Raw genomic sequence first — 18,481 nt, forward strand, 5'->3', positions numbered from 1 at the left:
TTCCCCCCATGAGCGACTGCCGTGGTTCCCCCCATGAGCGACTGCCGTGGTTCCCCCCATGAGCGACTGCCGTGGTTCCCCCCATGAGCGACTGCCGTGGTTCCCCCCATGAGCGACTGCCGTGGTTTCCCCCATGAGCGACTGCATCAAGACATGGAATAATAAAAGTGGATGGAAAAGTATCTTAAATAATTTTCGTTTAATTATTCAACCAACTCTTTTATTAGGATTGATTTTACCGTGGCTAAATGTTATAGATAATTATTATTTTTTACTCGGATTTCATGATTTAATTGATACTATAAATCAAGTTAAACCATTTTAAGTTTATTGATCAACTCCCCGATTTTTTATTATCTCTTAAATTCGGAGAGTGACAGAAGAGGGATATAGCAACCGAAGTATAGTTTAGGAAAGAGTATTTTGGTTGAAAGGGAGCAGGGAGTAGGGACTAAGGCCGTAGGCCACGCGGGGCGCGTTCGGAGCAGAAATATGTCTTAAGCTTTACTTCGACTGCTATATAATGATAGAAGGTCGATAGATAAGTGTAGAAACAGTGAGACATCAAGCCGTCAAAATAAGGATTTACCCCACACAAGAGCAAATTCATATACTTGATCAGCACTTTGGCTGTGCTCGTTGGTGGTGGAATTATGCGCGCTAAATCAATGCATAGAAACTTACAAAGAGACAGGCATTGGGTTGTCTTGTTCTGCACTCAATGCTATGTTGCCAAAGCTCAAAAAAGATGAGAAAACCGAATGGCTAAAAGACTGTTACTCTCCTTGGGGGGAGGTAAATGCCTGTACTTCCTGCGGAAAATGCGTAGATGCTTGTCCCACAGGGGCAATTTTCCGTAAGGGCACAACAACTGCAGAGAAAGAACGCGATCGCGGTAAGCTGGAATTTTTGGTTACAGCTAGAACCAAACAAGAATGGAAGCGATAGGTTCTACTAATTAATAGTTGGACAATTGGATCAGTAATAGTTATGAACAAATCTCAGACAAGCCTAATTAGTCATATCTCTTGGGGTCGTATGGAGGTAACCAATAATGGTGATAATTATCAATTCAAAGATTGTAAAGTATGGCCGGGAGGAGCTAAGGAATGGGATTGGAGACTTACAGGTACTCGCCATCAGCCCGGTATTCAACCCGCCGATATCGAAGAAATTTTGGCTCAGGGCATAGAGTTTATGGTTTTGTCCCGTGGTATGCAACTAATGCTACAAACCTGTCCAGAAACTGAGGAATTGCTCCATCAAATAGGAATTGAGTATTATATCGGGCAGACTAAATTAGCTGTAGACCTATTCAACAGTTTGATGCAACAAGGTAAAAAAGTCGGAGGTATATTTCATTCGACTTGTTAACTCGTTATCAGCTTGAGTAACGATGGAAAAAATTAAATTAGCAACAGTATGGTTAGCGGGGTGTTCGGGATGTCATATGTCCTTTTTGGATCTAGAGGAATGGCTGCTCGAACTCGCCCAATATGTAGATGTGGTTTACAGTCCCGTTGGGTCTGACCTGAAAGAATACCCGGAAAACGTGGATGTTTGTTTAGTAGAGGGTGGTATTGCCAATGAAGATAACTTAGAACTCATTAACCAAGTTCGGGAACGTAGCAAAATCCTCGTTTCTTTCGGAGATTGTGCCGTCACTGCCAACGTTCCTGCTATGCGGAATATGCTGGACGGTGCAGAACCTGTTCTCAAACGCGCCTATCTCGAATTGGGGGATGTCACTCCCCAACTCCCTTACGAACCAGGAATTGTACCGGAATTACTAGAGCAGGTACTGCCCGTTCACCAAGATAGCAGCTTGTAGTAGGGTGGGCAAAAACAGTTTGCTTCTTTTGAGTATTCTAGATTATATTACTTTGCCCACCCTACTTTAATTGGTCTGTTCGCGTAGCGTCCGCGTAGCGCATAAGCTGATAGCTGATAGCACCTCAAGTAGCGTCCGCGTAGCGCATAAGCTGATAGCTGATAGCTTACGTTTTAGAATACTACAGCGGAATTGGTTCTGGTAAAGACGTCTATATCTAACCCCCTATTTAATACTGCAACTTCCGATCCATCAACCGATAAAAAGCCGGTGAAGGCGTCGTAACTTACATCAGTGCTGCCTACAACTACTATCGCATCACTTCCTACTTCGAAGTCGAGGATAATATCCAAATCTCCTTCTAAGAACTGATCTGCGAAAAACTCGTAGATATCGCTGCCGCCGCCACTGATCAGAACATCGGATCCTTCATTGCCAACAACAACATCATCTCCTAAGCCGCCTCGAACAATATCATCTCCCAGACCGCCGAAGACAAAGTCAGTTCCTCCAGCACCCTGGATGTTATCGTCTCCTGCTCCAGCCATGAGTATATCTACTTCATCGCCGCCAGCTGCTACATCATTACCGTCGCCAAAAATAAAAATGTTAGTTTGATCTTCTTGTCCTACGGCGAATACACCTCCACCCTCTTGAGGGCTATCAAAAAACATTGCACCCTCAAAGTCGCTTATAAATAGCGGACCTGTGCTACCTGGACTTAATATTGCTGCCATTTAATTGTCTCCTTGTTTTAGCTTGAATTTTCTCTAACAGTTGATGTAGGGTGGGCAGTGCACCAGACAGATAATGAAGCTTGCAAAGCGCGCTGGTAGGCACTGCCCACCCTAGGATTAATGACAATGATGCAAGATATCGGTTAATCACGTTGTATTCAGGTAAATCGTTAATTGTTAATGGGAATTAATGGGAATTAATGGAAGTTACCATCAACAATTAACGATGAATGAGTAGTCTAAACTACTACCTGGTAGGATGAGTGTTTAACCGGAATTGATATCAACTATAATTTTTTATACTTGAATACAAATTATAAACAAATTATAAAAAAGTTAGACTTTTTTGATTTAAATCAAGTGTTAGAGGAAGCGATTATAAATTATTGTCAAGGATAAAAATTAGAAACAAATTAGACTTACTTGATTCAAATCAAGTTTTACACAGGTCATAGCTTGTCCGGTGAATCACTTCATATTCAGGGCAAGGGTTAATGCTTAATGGTTAATTGTCAAGAGTCAATTAACCATTTTCAATTTTCAATTTTCAATTTTCAATTAAGGTAATCAAACGCCTCTTACGAGTAATTGCTCCTGTTTTCTCTAGTTGCATCAAAGCTCGTGATACGGTTTCGGGAGTCAAACCTAGTTCAGCAGCAATTTCTTTGAAGGGTTGGTCTAAGCTGAGAACCGTTTGATTACGGAACTGAGCTAAGTAGTGTAGATATTGAAGTACCCGGTCGTGAGCAGTCCGAATTTATCGCCACTCTAAACGGACTCTGAGGGAGTGAATGTGTCTAACCAAAATGGTCATGAAATTCTCGGCCAAGTCAGGATAAAGGCAAAGGCTTGACAAAAGAAGTTGCTTGGGATAAAAAATTACTCGTGAAGCTACCTTAGCAATTGCTGTGTAAGGATAGACCGTTGAAAAAAGAGCACTTTCAGCTAAGCTCTCACCAGCTCTAACAACCTGAAGTGTAACCATTTTCCCTGATTGAGTGTAGTGAACAAGTTTGAATCGCCCTGTTTCCACTACAAAAAAAGACGATGCGGAATTTACCTGGTAAAATAGCTTCTGTTCAGCAACCAGATTCTGGAAGATGACACCCTGACTTAGAGCAGGGGGAAGGCTCTCAGGTTTCAATAGATTCATCAATAAGGCTTCTAGTACGGCACGACATGTGAATAGTTTAAGCAATCATTTTTGGCGATGTCTGTTGGAAAAGATCGGAAAAAATCAGAACTTGAACACAGAAAATGTCCCAGGCAGCAACTATAGTTGTTTCAATTAAGGATAAGACGGTAATGAGGTAAAATAAAAAGGGTATATTTTCAATAACTGACAGCAATGCCATACAGTCTAGATTTCAGAAAAAAAGTAATAAAGTATATAGAAAAAGGTGGAAATATTACAGAGGCAGCGAAAGTATTTGGGATAGGAATAGCGACAATATACAAGTGGTTAAATCGTTCAGAACTAAAGGCGACTAAGGTAGAACGTCGTCAAAGAAAGCTAGATTGGAAAGCCTTAGAACAAGATGTCAAAGAAAATCCAGATGCTAAATTAATAGAGAGAGCCAAAAAATTTGGAGTGCGCCCGAGTGCAATATTCTACGCACTCAAAAAAATGAAAATAACTCGTAAAAAAAAAGAACTTCGTTATCGGGAAAGCGATGCAGCGCGGTCTTGGGGGTTTCCCCCGGAGACGAAACCTGATTACGTTGAGCCTTTATGGTTGGTAGGTTATGCAAAAAAGGGTTAAAACTTATTGATTAAGGCGAGCCTGTCTTACGGTAACTATCGCCAAAGGCGACGCTTGGCCGTAGGCCACGCCAAAGGCGAACGCGAACAAACCATGAGCGACTGCATCAAGACAGAGATAGAAAAGAAAGAATAAAGTATTTAAGAGCATTAAGAGAATTAATAAAAATATCTGGAATCAAAAGCCTTGTATTCATTGATTAATCAGGGTTTGACAAAATACAGTCATGCCTTTATGGATGGTCCAAAAAAGGGAATAAACTGTATGGTGAACAAACAGTAAAACGAATAAAAATAGAAAATTTAGTAGCAGGAATAAGGAAGAAATCAAAAGATTTAATAGCCCCTTGTTTAGTGGTAGTCTGAATGCAGAAGTATTTGAAGGATGGTTAAGCCAATATTTATTACCCTCATTAACAATTCCTTCAGTATTAATTATGGATAATGCACCAATTCCTAGAAAAAGTGCAATTAGAGAATTAGTAGAGTCAGCCGGTCATCAAGTATTATTTTTGCCGAAATACTCTCCAGATTTCAATGATATAGAGCATGATTTTAGTGCTTTAAAGAGAGCCAGAATGTATACTTCTATAGACACTTCTCTGGATGAAGTGATTCGTGAATATTGTGCTTCTTAGTGTCTCCTCCTTATTTAAAATAACTATAGGAGCAGGAATATCGGGGGTGCATCTCATATTTGTAAAAAAGAAGGGGAAGTGTGGGAAGTGTGGGAAATGTGGGAAATGTGGGGCGGGAAGTGTGGGGCGGGAAGTGTGGAAATTTTCGCGCGAATTTTTGCCTAATTGCATCGCTACCAAAAATCCCTATATAATTGATTAATTATTGCCTCTTGCCTCTTGCCTCTTGCCTCTTGACTTTCTCTAAGTGACTATGTTCACAACTCAAATAAAAATGCTATATTAGATATCAGTTAATCAGCTCAAATACATCTACTGTTTGCAGTTTTCCCTTGATTGAAACTTGACCCAATTCCCGATAGGTATACTGGTGCTTGGTCGCTTCATAGACACTACCACTGACGAGGATCTGACCCCCGTTGGCCATAGCTTGTAATCTGGCAGCGATATTGACTTCATCACCAATGGCTGTATAGTCCATATGCTGGGGAGAACCAATGTTTCCGACCACAACTTCTCCTGAACTAATCCCAATACCGGTTAGAAAATTCTCCCGGATCCAGGGGGTAGGCATAGTCTTAAGTTGATGTTGCATAGCAATAGCAGCTGCGATCGCTTGTCCCTGATTATCCTCTAGCTTAGAGGGGGCACCAAACATAGCCACAATCATATCGCCCACAAATTTATTTACTGTTCCCTCGTGGCTGAAGATAACATCCACCATGCAGGTAAAATATTCGTTCAGGTATTCAACAATTTTATGGGCTTCTAATTCTTCACACCGAGTTGTGAAATTCCGAATATCAGAGAACAATATAGTAATAGGCTTTTTGGCTGGAGTCAGAGAGATATTGCCCTTGGCATCAATAATAGCTTGGACAAGTTGGGAAGGAATATAGCGTTCCAGTCGGCTTTTAATCCGCTCCTCCTGTAGTTTATTTCTATGGAGCAAGGCATTTTCAATAGCTCCTGCTGCTTGAGCTCCAAGAATCGTTAAAAATTTCAAGTCTTGAGCTGTATAATTAACTGGTTTCTCACTACAAAAGTTAATCAATCCCAGCAGACCCTTTTGGGTTTTTAGAGGAGCACAAACCAGAGAGTTGATGGACTTCACACTAGCAATAAACCTGGGATCATCTTGAACCTGATTCACAATATCAGCCTTACCAATTCCTAGCCCATTCTTTGTATTACTATTGCTCAGCTGAAAAAATTCTGTTGGATTATACTGTTTGCCAAAGGCGGAGATTATATCTAGTTGCTCAGTTTCGGAATTAATTAACAAGACTGAACCACAATCTCCTGGAATCAGTCTTCTCGCTTCATCCAGGAACAGCTGAGCAATAGCGGACAGCTCTAAACAGGATGGAATCCGTTCCGAAACTCTATAGAGTAAATTAATTTCTCGGTATTGATCTAAGATAGCACTGCCTAGATCTTTTTTTTCTAATTCTTGATTAGCTAAATAATTCAGGAGTTCTTTAATTGCGATCGCTTTCTGATCCCCTTTGACCCAGCCAATCACCTGACCTCTTGCTTCAACGGGATATTTATTGGCTAAGTTACAACGTCCCAATATCGGAATTTTCCTAGGATTGTCCAACAGCAGCTTTCCGTGGATATCCTCAATCTGGACAGCGGTGTCTATGGCGTCAATCAGTTGACTTATGACCCCTAGCGCTTTTGGCTTAGAAATAATTTTTTTGAGACTGATAGATGCCATACTTTGTGCTACTATTGTAAGTTGGCTTAAAAGTATCGATTCAAAGTACTCCTCACCCGTTCCTCTCGAAGCATATTCTCATAGAGGATAGCATTAGATATGGCTGATGTGGCTTGAGATGCTAAAGCACTGATTAATTTCAAATCCCTGGCTGTATAGTCTACAGGTTTTTCACTACTGAGCTGAATGACACCAATTACCTGATCTTTGGTCTTGAGTGGAACACACATTAGGGAACTGATCGGATAATCAGATGGCACAAACCTGGGATCCGATCAGACATCGTTAACGATTTCTCCTACACCAGTCATAATCACACTGCCAACAATACCTGCTATCGATTGCTTGTGGGGTCTATCCCCCATTTCTGGCTCAAAGCTAGCCAGTACTTCCAGTTGGGATTTATCTTGGTCTAGCAAAAAGACAAATCCCCGATTCACTTGAATTAATTCCCTAGTTTGATTAATCACAATTTGAGCAACATCTTGAGGCATTAAATTGGCAGTTAATTTCCCCGATAGATTGTAGATTAAGTTTATTTATCGATAGTTCTCTAAGGTTTCTATAGCAATTGATCGGCGTTCTAGTTCTCGATTCGCTAAATAATTGAGTAGAGCGGCAATAGGACGAGCATTCTCTCCTCCCCTAACCCACCCTAAAGTAGTTCCTTTCAGGTCTATCTTGTATTTACCAGATGAATCATCAGGCTCATCTCCGAATAACAGTTGCTCATCAATGTCTTGAATACTAATATCTCCTCCCAGGGAATTTATCAGGTATGAGGAGCAGTGACGAGATGTCTTTTTGGGCAATTATTTTTTTCAGTTTAATAGCGGCCATGTAGTTTAGTAAAGCGGTTTTAAATTAGGTGAGTTACATTTTTTTAGGGAGCAGGGAGCAGGGAGCAGGGAGCAGCTTACAAGGGTATGATTTTAATATGGAAGGTATTCGCTGGCCAGAAAATCAATCGAGAGTAAAAGCAAACACGATATTGTAAAACTGATGATGAAAAGTCCTCAAGCTGATCAGGAATGGTTAAGAGTGGTCACCCTTAAAAATGCCCCACTTGAGTAAATCTCAGGCCATAGGATTAGCGATGGGTCGCAATGCAATCGCCATAACTCACAGTTGTGGATTATCGACGGTAACAGTGTTTCTAGCACAATTATTCAATAAGCCAGAAGGAAATGTCAGAGAACAATTGCGACAATGGTATCGAGAAGCCAATAATAAGTATGGTAGGTTCCGACAGGAAATAGAAGTAACTCAAAGTTTTAAACCGTTATTAACTTGGTTGTTGAGTTGGTGGTCGAAGGATGAAAAAAGCCTGGTGTTAGCTGCAGATGCTTCCACCTTGGGACAGCGCAAAACATTGTTGGTGATTAGTTTAGTCTATCGTGGCTGTGGCATTCCTGTAGCCTGGAAAATTATCAAAGCCACAGAAAAAGGTAGTTGGAAACCTTACTGGTGTCAATTGTTCGATCACATCGAAGTGAGCATGCCTGATGATTGGTTTGTGATTGTTGCTACAGATAGAGGGTTGTATGCCAAGTGGCTCTACGAGGCCATCAGGAAAAAGGGTTGGCATCCTTTGATGCGAATTAATCATCAAGGATATTATCGAGCCTCACACCATCAGAATTTTGTCCCAATGTCTTCATTAATTACTCAGGTTGGTCAGCACGCTTAGTGGTCGAGTCACCTGCGCATGCGACTCATAGTCTTGATTGTACTCTTCTGGCTAACTGGGAATCGGGCTATGCTGACCCTTGGTTAATCTTGACAGATCTATCTCCACAACAAGCTCAAATCTGTTGGTACAGTATGCGTAGTTGGATTGAATGTTTATTCAAAGATATTAAGCGTGGTGGTTTGGGCTGGCATCACACCAAAATGAGTGATCCTGGCCTTTCGGCCACGCTACGCGAACAACGGGCTGAAAGATTATGGTTAGCCATTGCCACAGCCACATTGTGGTTGGTTAGTGTTGGAGGAGAAACTGATGGTGATTTATCTGCTAGCAGTCTGTCTGACAACCATGGCAATAATAAGAGTGAATTAGATCAATCACCCTCAACAGCCACTGTCCAACAGACTAGTTGTGATCTCAATCAACCTACTCGTTATTTAAGTTGTTTCCGACAGGTGCGACCCGTGGCGAATTTAATTCGCCTACGGAAAGCGCACCTTAGGGGTTTTTTGATAATTTTGGCTTCTGTGATTAAACAAATGCCTTTACCTGTTGGCTGCTTTGTTCCTCCATTTTCTCTTGATTCTGGATAATTCTTAAAATCATACCCTTGTAAGGCAGGGAGCAGGGAGCAGGGAGCAGGGAGCAGGGAGCAGGGAGCAGGGAGCAGTGAAGTCATAAAAGGGAATAGGCAAAAGGTAATAGTGGTAAAATAATTTGGACATCATTAGACTATCAAAAAATATATTATTAATCTAATAATATAAAAAATATAGTGGCTAATTTATGTTCAAAACGCACCTTGTTAACCAACGCTTGTTCTTTGGCAATCCCTGAATTAACCAGAATCATATCAGGTTTGAATGAAATCGCTTTAGAAAGACAATCTTGACCATTTCGGGCATAAATTATCCGAATTACTCTTTTCCGTAATACCTGAGTAATCATTTGAGCTTGAGGGAGATGTTCCTCCACTATCAAAACTTGCTTAGTCGGCTTTTCTTGAGAGGTCAGTCGAACAACGTCTTTGAGCAGTTCTTCGAGATTAATCGGTTTGCTCAAACATCGCTCAACTCCTAGAGCATGTTGATCTTCAGTGATGGACAAAATGATAATCGGAATATCCATACTGTGCAAGTCATTTTTAACCACCGCTGCTGTATCAAACCCATTCATTTTCGGCATCACTACATCCAAGATAATTAGATCAGGAGGTTCTTGTTTGATCTGTTGAATTGCTTCCCAACCATCTTGCGCTTCCTGAATCCTGTAACCTTCTGCTCTAAGATGCTGCTTGAGTAGCTCTCGAATCGGAGCTTCATCATCCACAATCAGAATGGTTTTATCCCTGGAATTTGTGGTCATTTTCGAGGTGATCATGGATGATTTTAGTTGGGTGATCAGGGTTTCAGCAGCTATGGTTTTGACTCCAGGTTCAGACTCAACCGATATGGGTAAGCTAAAGGAGAAGTTACTCCCTTTACCCAGTTCGCTTTCGACCCAAATTTGTCCTTGATGATGTTCCACAATTTCCTTACAAATAGGGAGTCCTAAGCCGGTACCTTGAGGTTTTTCAGTTAGAGTATTACCCGCCTGTTTGAATTTTTCAAAGATCAGCGTCTGCTCGGCTTCAGAAATGCCTATACCGCTATCAATGATACTAACGGTAATCTCTGAACCAGTTCGCCTTACTTTACAGTATACAAACCCTTTATCCGTAAACTTAGCTGCATTAGAGATTAGATTAATCACCACCTGAATTAGTCGGTCTCGGTCACCAATTATCTGAGGTAAGCCCTCGTCTATACTCTTAATTAATTCCACATCATTCTGTTCAAACAGAGCAGTCGTAGCAATGATTGCTCGTTCTAGGACATCGACAACTGAGAGGGGTTGCATTTTCCACTCTACTCGACCAGCTTCTAGCTTAGCCAGATCCAGGACATCATTGATCAAAGCTTTGAGACGCTCCCCTTCGGAGATAATGATGTTAACATTTTCTGACACTTGCTTGAGGGTGCGCTGAATCTTGTGGTCATTGGTAGGAATTAAGGGAAATAGGGTTTTTTCCAGTTTTTTCTGAATCAGTTTGGCAAAACCCATTACTGAAGTTAGGGGAGTCCTCAATTCATGGGAAACTGTGGAAATAAAGTCTGTTTTCATCCGGTCTACTTCTTTTTCAAAGGTAATATCTCGGATCAGAATCACCGAACCCATAAAGCCATCCTGACTATCAGGGTTATCTGTAGCCTTAGTATCTTTTAGAATAGCAGTGGCTACGGCTTTGCCAATCCGTTGATTGGTCAGTTCTACTTCAGCGGTAAAGACTTGTTTAGGGTTAGTCTTAGTAAGAGTGACTAGGTTTGCGATCGCATTCCCCAACACTCCCTGACACCCTTGACCGAGTAACTCGGTTTCCCCCAAATCAAACAAGCTCACCAAAGCTGGATTGATGCGAGTAATTTTGCCCTTGGTATCTGTTACCAGTAATCCATCGGCTAAGCTTCTAATCATCGCATCCACGTAAGCTATAGTATGCTGTAATTGAGTCGTGGTGGTTTTGAGACACTGAGCTTGTTCACTGACAATTGTGTACTGTTCTTGAGTAGTGGTGTATAAATGTGCCTGGTTGATGGCGATCGCTAACTGATTGCTCACGGCTTGTAATAGCTCCAATTCCAAATCACTACAGCTCCAAGGCTTGCGGCGCATACAAATTAAATAGCCAGGAGGATGCAACCCCCGAATCATGACTGGTAACGCCAGATAGTTCCCTGTCTGGCAGTAGATGAGTTGATCACCACTATCATGGAAGTGAACCATCTGTCCTTGGCTTAAGCGATCGCATAAATCATCAGAAGATTCGATACGTATGAATCCCACTTGGGACGGTAAATCAGCTTTTCGATGTTCACACAGAATTTCCAAGCATTGTTGGTCTTGGTGATACCAGCCAAAAGTCACTCGGTCGAGACGCAAGAGGGTAGCAATTTCATTGACAGTAGTTTGCACAGTTGTTTCCAAATCCAGAGATTCACGAATACGAGTAGTAAGCCCATTCAGCAGCGCCTCCTGCTGAGCCCTGGCGTTGGTCTGCTCGAAAGTTTGAATCTGTAGTAAAGCAATAACCATGGCGATGATCAGCATCACTCCCAACACCGATGCCAGCAAATTGAGAGAATTGAGTTGTCGCTCCACATTAGCCCGGGGAATCACCAAAGCCACAGACCAATCCGCGTGTTGCAGAGAAGTATAGGCAACATACACCGACTGACCATGCAGTTCCATTAGGGTTACCGACTCTTGCGGGTTGGCTATTTTCCTAGCCTCCATCATCAGTTGAGCAATTTGCTTTAGATTGGGGTTAGGGGAGTCTAAAAAACTCCTACCAAATTGAATTACCTTTGGGTCTGGATGGGCAATGGGTACTCCTTTTGAGTCCAAAGCAAAGGCATAACTCCCTTCTCCCAAGGTAGTATTGGTAATCACCTCTGACAGTCGGTCTAAGGAAACCGGTCCAGCAAATTCTCCTATGGGGAAAGAAAATGGACCAGCCAACTCCCCTGGTTTTGGCAGGGTTACATCCCCCAGTTGCACATCCTCGTTGGTTAGGTTGTCCAAAGCCAGTTTTTTTGGAGTAATTTCCGTGTCATTGTTGGGGGGAACTGACCAGATCGGAGCCGCAATATTGACTTGGCGAATACCAGTAGAACGAGAGACTACCGGATTATCCACAAAGGTTTCTCCTTGCATCGCTCGTTGAAAGTGAGTGCGATCGCTAAGATTCTTCCCCTCAATAAAACCTGCACGACTGGTGTAGTAAGAGCCATTCCCCTTAGCCATGACAAACATATGAAAATCGGGCAATCGTTCTTGCTCGAGTTGCAGATAGGGTTGAGCAACCTCCCAGTCCAAAGACCGAACTTGGGGACTATTAGCAATCGTTTCCACCTTCGCCATCAGAGCCGCCAGCCATTCATCAATTTGATGTCCCGCCATCTTGACCTTCAATTCAGCATTATCCTCCAGACTCTCAAGAATTAGACTCTGAACCACCCAATAACTCGTGAAAGCTGCTGTTCCCACTAGGGCAATGGTGCCACTAATTAACAACCGGGGAACAGAACGCCTTGGCTGCCATAGGGATTGATAACTATTGTGCTTAAGCCACCACTGGCGTCTAAACCAAGTTCCCATATCTCTTATGGAAAATCCTTCCTGTTGTTCCTGAGAAACTTCAGCAGCTTTTGCCTGGGGTTGGGCTAGGATAGTGGGGTCCGAGCAACTGGTGTCCACCTCTGATGCTAAAGGAATACCGCTCACCTGACAGTACCCGTGTGGGTAAACCTTGAGTGGGGAATTATCCGGAAGTGAGTTTCTCTGGGAACTAGCATTAAAACGATTCAGTCTCACTGTTCCGAAGATAGTCCTTAGGCTGGGTTGCCTACTGGTGGGATAAGATGACAATTGTTTACCTCCCCTTTCTCCCCTGATGCCCTCTCTTCCCCCTCTTGCATCCGAGTACAAATTATCCCTATTTTGGACAATACCCCAATCACTTCCAGGCTGGGGATTGACCTGGGTAGAGTACCTACCCTGCCTTCTTGGGTACAGTGCTTCTGGCTGATTGTCTCCCCGCCAATCCAGATAACCTTGTAGCAGTTGCCGCAACAGTTCCATACCATTGATCCAGAGGTTTTCTTCTATCTGGTAATAGGTGAGACGGTATGCTTCTTCAGAACAGAGCCAATTAAGAATTTCTTCAAAGTACTCACGAGCCTGGAGAAATGGATTGAGCTGAGTGTATTCAGATGTTTCCATAATAAAATCGGATATAGCTTTGATATGATCTCGCCTAATCTCTACCAGGAAAATTATAGTCAGTCCGGGTAATTTTTTTTTTAAGTGGTTAGTCGTTAGTCGTTAGTCGTTATATCAAGTCCGGTTAATCACTTATAGCAGTCGCCAGGGCAGTTAGGACATGACAAAAGTCTCAAACCTAAGTAAGCGCAAGAGTTTGACTTCTGACTTCTGACTTCTGACTTTTGAATTATGCTATACCAAATAGTCCCTGTTTTGGTAATGGGCAATCGGTAATGGTGAATCGTCAACTACCAAGTACAAATTACCAAGTACAAATTACCAGAGAAGAGATATCATAATTAGTCAAACTGATTGGATATAATCGGTAATTTACCCTGAATTATCAATTACAAATGACGAATTGTCAGTAATATTACGGTTGACTTGTGGTTCGGTCATTTGATGAACTTCAAATAGGGTCATACTAACTAATACCAATTTCATTTATTCGAGCTACAGATGGTGAACAGGTGTAGGTTAGTCGGTTAGTCGGTGAGCGGGTTATCTTCTGAACCTTCAAATGTGGCCCATGGACAATCAACCATTAAAGTCTAACAATAATCATAATTATTGTTAGACTTTAATGGTTGATCCGTAGAATAAAACTAGTGATATCAAAAATATTTTTTATATTTATTTGGTTATATTTATTATTATAATTTTAATTTCCATAAATAATTATTATAAATTACCATATAAATCAATCAACTATATGGTCAAATCCTCAGACTATAGTCTTTTATTTGATGAACCAATTCAGCCAATACCACTCAAATTAGAACTAAACAAAGACAAGGTTAAACTGGGCAAGGCGCTTTTTCATGACCCCCGACTGTCACAGGATAACACCATCTCTTGTGCTAGCTGCCACAATCTAAATACCGGTGGTACAGACTAAATGGTGCGTTCAATTGGGATCAACAATAGGATTGGCTTGATTAATGCACCCACAGTCTTCAACAGTGGATTCAATTTTAAGCAACATTGGGATGGAAGCGTTGAAACCCTGGAGGAACAGATTGATAGACCAATCCATGCAGAGCATGAAATGGGTTCTAATTGGCAAGAAATCCTCAGTAAGCTCAAGCAATCCCCTGAGTATGTCTCACTATTTAACCAACTGTATAAAGATGGTATCAACAGCGACAACATCAAGGATGCGATCGCTACTTTTGAAAGATCGCTTTACACTCCCAACTCACGCTTTGACCAATTTTTGCGCGGCCATAAAAATGCCCTCTCCTCCTCAGAAAAAGAAGGCTATCGTCTGTTTAAAGCCTATGGCTGTGTTAGCTGTCACCAAGGAGTCAATGTCGGCAGTAATATGTTCCAGGCTTTTGGTCTGTTTGGGGATTACTTCAAAGATCGCGGTAAGCTTACCAAAGCTGATTTGGGACGCTTTAATGTCACTGGCAATGAACGTGATCGTTATGTATTTAAGGTTCCCAGTTTGCGGAACGTGGCTCTAACATCACCATATTTTCACGACGGTTCAGCTGAAACTCTTGAAGAAGCTGTGACGATAATGGGCAAATATGAATTGGGACGCCCACTGTCGCCAAACGATATTGGTCTGATTGTCAAGTTCCTCAAAACTCTCACAGGCGAGTATCAAGGAAAACCATTGTGAACAAAACTCAATTGCTAAAGCTCATAAATACCTTGGCTGCTGTTTTTATCTTGGCTTTTTTGGTTAGGAAAAGTCTACCAATTAACCTTGAATAACACCAACAGTATCAAAATATAGCGGTTTTTAATCTAGTAAGGTACAAGTTTTTGGGTTTTAGGGAGCAGGGAGCAGGGAGCAGGGAGCAGGGACTTCGGAAGAGGGAAGAGGGAAGTCGGAAGTGGGAAGTCGGAAGTGGGAAGAGGTAAAAAAATATGTGTACCTCATGAGGATAAAAAGCGCTATCCTTTAAATCAACAAAAGGAGATAGATGTAATATTAAATCAGGATATTATAAAATCTCGCTACGAGATTAGCAGCTATTACGATCCATTTGTCAAGCATTTATCTCAACTCAAATATAATCAAAATAGCCTTAACATAATCCCGACATTTATTAATCAGTACGGCAGGTAAAAACTTACTAAAATAATAAAAAAAATCAGAAATCAGAAATCAAAAATAAAAGTTAATCAAAAGATTAAAATTCCAGAATGCAATTCTACAAAACTCCCTTAGTTACTTACCGTTTATGACTAATGATATCGTAAAAAATACCTCGAATAAAAGCGGAAGCCATTATTTAGAAGTTATTCTAGATGAACTGCTGAAAAATATCCTGCTTTACAACCTCAACTCTGATCAGGAATTAGAAGCGCTGATCAAGGACAATATGGATAGGCTGTTGCTGGTCAAAGACCAAAATAATTTTGGTAAAGATGAATAATTTATCGATCTAGCCCTCAGCCATTACCGAAAAATTATGAGCAATAAACCTCAGGTAGATGAACTGACCCAGCAGCTGCTACAGCTCCCTACCAAGCAGCTAAACGAAGAACTAGATTACGTCTATTGGGACTTTAGCCAAAATCAAGCCAAAATCAAGCCCTTACTCGCTTTATATCTGATAAATACGTCCGGATTTTCCTGGAGCCAATGAACATGCGCGGCAAGACATGGCACTGCGAAAAGCATCTATTGCTTCAGCAAATGTCTTTAAAGGTTTCGATGCCCATCGTCTTCGCAATCCCCCAGTTAATTGATGCCAAAGAATAAAAGTATAGGCACACATGACCAAGATAAAATGCCTCATCAAGCTGCGTTTATGGCGAACTTGATATTCTTTGAGTCCCAACCACCACGCTTGCTCCCGATAAAATACTTCCACCCAATTTCGTTGAGCGTAAGTCTCGACCACCCATTGGGGAGTGACCACATCCGTTTCGACATTTGTCAAAAAATAGTCACGGTGCGCTTTCCAATGGGCGAGTAAATCGCCCTTGGGTCGCACCGCAATATCTGTGGCTTGACTAAAAGTCGGTTGATTCATGACGATAGCCAGACTTCTTTTTCCACTCAGACGAGATATTTCTACTTCGAGGGTGGCAACCCACAGGGTTTTTGACTTATTTAGATTTAGTTGAACTTCTGTGAAAGCCTCATCCGGAAGGCTTTGGGCTAACTCATCAACCCGAATAGTAACTCCCGAATTTTTGGCGTTCGGGTCACTCACTTTTCGTTCGCGTAGCGTGCGCTTTTGGCGCATTTTTTAGCGATTCGGACTAAATACTTGAGTTGTCGATTTTCTAGCTCTAATAAAAATGATGTATTGTTTCCATATCCAGCATCTATCAGGACCATTCCTGGATGATATCCCCGACTTAATGTCTTATCAATTAACCCCAAGGCTAGCTCCGGTTTCGCGCAGGTTGGCTGGATCTTTTTTTCCCTGGGGCAATGAGTTCCCGTGTTGATATAACTCAAGATCTAACGGTAGACTTTTTCGACCATCATACAGATGGGTTGTTACCACCACAATTCCATTATCCGTTTTCCCGATTTCCCCAATGTAAGGCAGACCGACACCTTCGGTGAAGTTTCCACTTTTCCGTTCGCGTAGCGTGCGCCAAAAGCGCTTTGTCCGCTGTCGTCTACAATTAGTGCAAATCCACGTTCGCGTAGCGTGCGCCAAAAGCGCAGGGATTTTGGTCTGACGACAGCTATTCATCACTTGCAACCGGCGTTCGTTAATCTCTTGTTCACTCCAGGAAGCTCGCACCGCAAAATGCCGTAGGCTGTGGTATGAGACATCAGAGCGCGTTTCCGGCAATCTGAGATAGGTTTTTCCGTTCACTTTCTCCCAATAATCCCCCGCTGGTAGTGCCTAAACTCTTTTTTTTGAGCTTTTGTGTGAAAGATATCATCAAAACGCTTGCACCATCTCAAGGGAGCATGGAGGCATTGCTGTGGAAACAGTTTCTTTCATGGGATTGGACGGAAAAAGTAATCAACCTAAAAAACTTACCCTATATAGCATAGCACTATTTATGCCTTGAATTATCGCGCTTAGTCCCACTATAACCTCTACTATCGCCAAGCTATTGATACAGCTAATACTTATCGTTTATATGCCTATAGTTGGTTGTTGATTTTGTTGGCTTGGATTGCCTATTTAATTATCAACAATTTGGTAAAAGCTAACCGTCGTACCATCAACATTCTCGAAAGTATCACGGATGCCTTTATTTCCCTAAACGACCAGTGGCAGATTACCTATCTTAATCCCCAAGCTTTCCAAATGCTACAGAGTCAACCCGAACAGCTTCTGAATCAGAATCTGGAGGAGGTGTTTTCCGGAGTCTTTGGCTCCAAGTTCTACCAGGAATGTCATCGGGCGGTTGCTGCACAGGTTGTTGTCACCTTTGAAGAATACTATCCACCGACCAAACGTTGGTTTGACGTGAAAGCTTATCCAGGTATTAATGGTCTTTCAGTGTTCTTTCATGACATTACTGAGCGCAAACAAGCCTCCCGGGTCTTGCAGCAACTCAATGAGGACTTAGAAGCTAGGGTAGAAGAACGTACTGTCCAACTTGCTGAAAGTATGAAAGAAGCCGAAAAAGCGCGGACTAAGTCTGAAGAAGCTAACAAAGCCAAAAGCGAATTTCTTGCCAATATGAGCCATGAACTGCGCACCCCCCTCAATGCTATCCTAGGATTCACCCAATTGATGAACCGTGACTCATCGCTGAATCAGGAACATCAGGAATATCTAGCAATCATTAGTCGCAGTGGTGAGCATTTACTGAACTTGATCAATGACATATTAGAAATGTCCAAAATTGAGGCAGGTCAGATAACTGTAAATGAAACTAGCTTTGACCTGTATCGTCTGCTGGATAGTCTCGAAGAGATGTTAGGACTGCGAGCCGCCTCCAAAGGCTTACAGCTCATCGTTTACCGAGAGCCAGAGCTTCCTCGATATGTGAAAACAGATGAGGGAAAATTGCGCCAAGTTTTGATTAATTTACTGGGAAACGCTATCAAATTCACTCAAGAAGCTCACGGGGTGACAAGAGAGCTAAAAAGATTGCTGTATAATAATCATAGCCCGTTGACCCTGGAGATAAAAAGGGAGCTTATTAGGAGTTAATCTTATTAATTTGGGTGCGGCTCTTTTAAAAGTACGGTAGACTAGATCTCAGTAAAACTGACAAATTAGTCAGAGTAATAGTTTGAGTCAATACCTCCTGGTGGGTGACCAGCTGAAAAAGTCAGCAGTAGTTCAGGAA

Annotated in this window: 13 protein-coding genes and 8 pseudogenes; 12 read left to right on the top strand and 9 right to left on the bottom strand. The window is 41.9% G+C overall.

What is annotated here, in order from left to right; all coding sequences use genetic code 11:
• Window positions 1-556: 556 nt before the first annotated feature.
• The 4 genes and pseudogenes from F6K38_RS22405 to F6K38_RS22420 form a co-directional block, all read left to right on the top strand.
• Window positions 557-783, top strand: a pseudogene (locus tag F6K38_RS22405) (helix-turn-helix domain-containing protein); the annotation flags it as partial.
• Window positions 784-948, top strand: a pseudogene (locus tag F6K38_RS22410) (4Fe-4S double cluster binding domain-containing protein); the annotation flags it as partial.
• Between the two features lie 42 nt (window positions 949-990).
• Entirely contained in the window at window positions 991-1,374 is a 384-nt protein-coding gene (locus tag F6K38_RS22415; protein WP_008191888.1) for an Mth938-like domain-containing protein, read from the top strand.
• Between the two features lie 22 nt (window positions 1,375-1,396).
• Window positions 1,397-1,816, top strand: a pseudogene (locus tag F6K38_RS22420) (NADH-quinone oxidoreductase subunit B family protein); the annotation flags it as partial.
• A 188-nt stretch (window positions 1,817-2,004) separates the two neighbouring features.
• On the opposite strand, the gene F6K38_RS22425 reads toward F6K38_RS22420, so the two are convergent.
• The 3 genes from F6K38_RS22425 to F6K38_RS22430 all read right to left on the bottom strand — a co-directional run bounded on the left by F6K38_RS22425 (window position 2,005) and on the right by F6K38_RS22430 (window position 3,721).
• Complete coding sequence (locus F6K38_RS22425; protein WP_008191890.1) at window positions 2,005-2,568, bottom strand: calcium-binding protein; 564 nt, start codon at window positions 2,566-2,568, stop codon at window positions 2,005-2,007.
• Between the two features lie 547 nt (window positions 2,569-3,115).
• Window positions 3,116-3,325, bottom strand: a complete 210-nt coding sequence (locus tag F6K38_RS43525) for a helix-turn-helix domain-containing protein (protein ID WP_202799301.1) — start codon at window positions 3,323-3,325, stop codon at window positions 3,116-3,118.
• A complete protein-coding gene (locus F6K38_RS22430; protein WP_202799298.1) occupies window positions 3,326-3,721 on the bottom strand; it encodes a Crp/Fnr family transcriptional regulator in 396 nt (131 codons plus the stop codon).
• Between the two features lie 195 nt (window positions 3,722-3,916).
• On the opposite strand from F6K38_RS22430, the pseudogene F6K38_RS22435 reads away from it, so the two are divergent.
• From F6K38_RS22435 to F6K38_RS22445, 3 genes and pseudogenes are all read left to right on the top strand, one after another.
• Window positions 3,917-4,237 (top strand): annotated as a pseudogene (locus F6K38_RS22435) (IS630 transposase-related protein); the annotation flags it as partial.
• A 99-nt stretch (window positions 4,238-4,336) separates the two neighbouring features.
• On the top strand, window positions 4,337-4,465 hold the full coding sequence (locus F6K38_RS22440; RefSeq protein ID WP_267872134.1) for a hypothetical protein: 129 nt from the start codon (window positions 4,337-4,339) through the stop codon (window positions 4,463-4,465).
• Window positions 4,444-4,967 (top strand): annotated as a pseudogene (locus F6K38_RS22445) (IS630 family transposase); the annotation flags it as partial. The gene F6K38_RS22440 and the pseudogene F6K38_RS22445, both read left to right, overlap by 22 nt.
• Before the next feature lie 289 nt (window positions 4,968-5,256).
• On the opposite strand, the gene F6K38_RS22450 reads toward F6K38_RS22445, so the two are convergent.
• The 4 genes from F6K38_RS22450 to F6K38_RS22465 are packed head-to-tail and all read right to left on the bottom strand — an operon-like array spanning window position 5,257 to window position 7,502.
• Entirely contained in the window at window positions 5,257-6,690 is a 1,434-nt protein-coding gene (locus F6K38_RS22450) for an adenylate/guanylate cyclase domain-containing protein (RefSeq protein ID WP_008191899.1), read from the bottom strand.
• A gap of 26 nt (window positions 6,691-6,716) precedes the next feature.
• A complete protein-coding gene (locus tag F6K38_RS22455; protein ID WP_048815387.1) occupies window positions 6,717-6,950 on the bottom strand; it encodes a GAF domain-containing protein in 234 nt (77 codons plus the stop codon).
• A gap of 15 nt (window positions 6,951-6,965) precedes the next feature.
• On the bottom strand, window positions 6,966-7,184 hold the full coding sequence (locus F6K38_RS22460; RefSeq protein ID WP_008191903.1) for a GAF domain-containing protein: 219 nt from the start codon (window positions 7,182-7,184) through the stop codon (window positions 6,966-6,968).
• A 45-nt stretch (window positions 7,185-7,229) separates the two neighbouring features.
• On the bottom strand, window positions 7,230-7,502 hold the full coding sequence (locus tag F6K38_RS22465; RefSeq protein WP_008191904.1) for a hypothetical protein: 273 nt from the start codon (window positions 7,500-7,502) through the stop codon (window positions 7,230-7,232).
• A 254-nt stretch (window positions 7,503-7,756) separates the two neighbouring features.
• Between F6K38_RS22465 and F6K38_RS22470 the strand changes: the two genes are divergently transcribed.
• A complete protein-coding gene (locus F6K38_RS22470) occupies window positions 7,757-8,380 on the top strand; it encodes a hypothetical protein (RefSeq protein WP_207554321.1) in 624 nt (207 codons plus the stop codon).
• Window positions 8,380-8,973: a hypothetical protein gene (locus F6K38_RS22475; protein ID WP_008191913.1), complete on the top strand. Its 594-nt coding sequence runs from the start codon at window positions 8,380-8,382 to the stop codon at window positions 8,971-8,973. Before F6K38_RS22470 ends, F6K38_RS22475 begins: the two co-directional genes overlap by 1 nt.
• Before the next feature lie 157 nt (window positions 8,974-9,130).
• On the opposite strand, the gene F6K38_RS22480 is transcribed toward F6K38_RS22475, so the two are convergent.
• Entirely contained in the window at window positions 9,131-13,201 is a 4,071-nt protein-coding gene (locus F6K38_RS22480) for an ATP-binding protein (RefSeq protein WP_008191914.1), read from the bottom strand.
• Between the two features lie 754 nt (window positions 13,202-13,955).
• Here F6K38_RS22480 and F6K38_RS43530 point away from each other — a divergent pair.
• Together F6K38_RS43530 and F6K38_RS22495 are read left to right on the top strand one after the other, a co-directional pair.
• Window positions 13,956-14,873: pseudogene (locus tag F6K38_RS43530) on the top strand (cytochrome-c peroxidase).
• Between the two features lie 508 nt (window positions 14,874-15,381).
• Window positions 15,382-15,636: a DAHL domain-containing protein gene (locus F6K38_RS22495; RefSeq protein WP_267872135.1), complete on the top strand. Its 255-nt coding sequence runs from the start codon at window positions 15,382-15,384 to the stop codon at window positions 15,634-15,636.
• Between the two features lie 143 nt (window positions 15,637-15,779).
• On the opposite strand, the pseudogene F6K38_RS22500 reads toward F6K38_RS22495, so the two are convergent.
• A pseudogene (locus F6K38_RS22500) lies at window positions 15,780-17,175 on the bottom strand (IS701 family transposase).
• A gap of 201 nt (window positions 17,176-17,376) precedes the next feature.
• Between F6K38_RS22500 and F6K38_RS22505 the strand changes: the two are divergent.
• A pseudogene (locus F6K38_RS22505) lies at window positions 17,377-18,276 on the top strand (histidine kinase dimerization/phospho-acceptor domain-containing protein); the annotation flags it as partial.
• Window positions 18,277-18,481 lie beyond the last annotated feature (205 nt).

Source organism: Moorena sp. SIO3B2, from assembly GCF_010692525.1.
In the GTDB taxonomy this organism is placed as follows: domain Bacteria; phylum Cyanobacteriota; class Cyanobacteriia; order Cyanobacteriales; family Coleofasciculaceae; genus Moorena; species Moorena producens.